We start from the raw sequence: 2,140 nt of genomic DNA on the forward strand, positions 1-2,140 counted from the left end.
TGAAAGCTGACAACGCAGAGTTGAAAGCTGACAACGCAGAGTTGAAAGCTGACAATGTGGAAATCAAAGAAACCTTAAAGCTCATACTGTCCAGACTGCCCAACAACTAACACGCCACCTACCAACAAAATCCAGTGGCTTGCCCGTCGGCAACCACTGATTTGAAGGATATCCTGATAATGGCATTTTTATGGTCGGCGCAGATCAGTACACCCACCCTCTGAGCCCTGAACCTGCTTAACGTGCAGCAAAAAAACAACCCTCTCACGTACACAGACATCTTGAGGCTGGTGTCAACAAAGTTCACACCGCTGGTGATGTTTTCCGGGTAATTTTGAACCAAATCAACCTTTGCTGGTCTATTGATTTGGAAACTTCAGAAAACTAGTTATTAATGGAATTAATTATGCTGCCACGGATGCCCTGCAATACTCCCTTAAACCTGTCCAGTCGGACCGCTCCGGAAACAGATTTTTCCACCCCTGCTTCCACTTCCGGCTTGAGTAACCAGACAGCTCGATCGGATGCGCCCTCTGCTCGCTCTGTACACCGGCGACACATCACTACCACTGCCGACCAGCGTCGTGAATGGATATCTCGTGTTGAGAATGCATTAGGTCATATTGATATTCCATATGACCATAAATTGCTGCGAGAACAGGTAAAAAATGCCCGTCTTGATCTTAATAGAATGAGTCAGAATCTCGTCGCAAAGGATGTAAAATTCCATCTGCCGTCTTTGCAAAAGCTGATCAGCTACCTCGTCGAGAATCCTTGCCTGCCTGAAAATATTTCCGTTCTGCAAACGCTGGCTGATTTAGGACTGGGACTTGAGGGCGAGCCGATCGAATCCAAGGTAATGATACCTCCCCAATTATTTAAACAATTCCTGGATAACACACGTCATGAAGCAGTGCTGAACATTCTTGGCAATCTTGCCGCAACAATTATGTTTAAGCCTGATCCGGGCTTTATGGAAATATTGGAGAAATACCTGCCCCGCTGGCAGCTACAGAAAGCTGCCCGAGAGCTTGTGGGTCTCCTGAAAAGATATTACTTTTCTCAAAAGGATCTCAATCAATCTCTACAACTTTCGAATGGTGCAGCACCTTATCTGATAAAAGCTATTTTCGAATCGCCAGACGTCAGGCATGGCAAACCTCAAACGTCACAGGATTTCTGCCAGAGTATCACCACCGCAATGGCTTCAGAGATTTTTACATTGCAGCTTTGTTTGCTGGAAGTGAATGCCCAAAGGCATGAAAAACTGATTCTGGAAGAAGTGGAAAAGCTGGATGATAAAGAGCGGGAACAGCTGCTGGTGTGTGCCTTTATATTGGGCCAGTTGGAACTGTTTAAACGTTTGCTGCCAGCCTCTTCAGCCAATATTCTTAACCAGACGTTTCATAACGGCAGTAATATTCTGCACCTTATGGCGACAGCCATTCCGGGCATGAACTCCCGCGGCAGTCTACGCAACTTTTCCCATCTGAATGCTTATCCTTCCCGCTATGACCAGTTGTTTCAATATCTGCCCGCCAGGACTCTGGCCAACCAAAGAGACAACAGCGGCGCAACACCACTCTTGCTTTTATACCGTCATAACTGCCAGCCACTAGCGGCAGTGGCCATGTCCAAAGCGGAAGACAGTCAGCTGGCCAGAGCCCGCCGCAGCGCACTGATCAAGCTAACCGTTCCTGAACATCTCATTGATTGTATGCAGGAGCATTTAGGCGGAACATTCCCCTTGAATGTCAACTGGTTTGCTGAGTTTCTGCAACTCTTTAAATCCCTGCCACCCGCTACTTTTAAAGCAGTCAACTTGCGCCCTGCCGAGCATGCATATGTCACACAACTGCGTCACAAACCCTTGCCCTGTGCAACACAGTTACTTCAACCTGTTGTCAACTATTTTGAGCACCACCCTGACGCCTTAAGGGATGAGCAGCAAACACTGGAATTAATGAGGTTAATAGATCAGAACGGGTTGCCGGTTGAATATTCTGCACAGGTGCTCCGGGTTATCACTCCGGGCATGCAAAAAAAACTACTCGAACAACTGTCAGCAACAGCTGATGATCGCGACTCACTGTTTATTGAGCGTTACTACGATGTAGCTTATAAGGGAAGACATTACTAT

Annotated in this window: 1 protein-coding gene; it reads left to right on the forward strand. The window is 47.0% G+C overall.

What is annotated here, in order from left to right; translation table 11 throughout:
* Positions 1-406: 406 nt before the first annotated feature.
* A partial coding sequence (locus KDK18_RS11355) for a hypothetical protein (protein WP_257255017.1) occupies positions 407-2,140 on the forward strand: 1,734 nt, incomplete at its 3' end.

It is taken from the genome of Endozoicomonas sp. SESOKO3 (genome assembly GCF_024606255.1).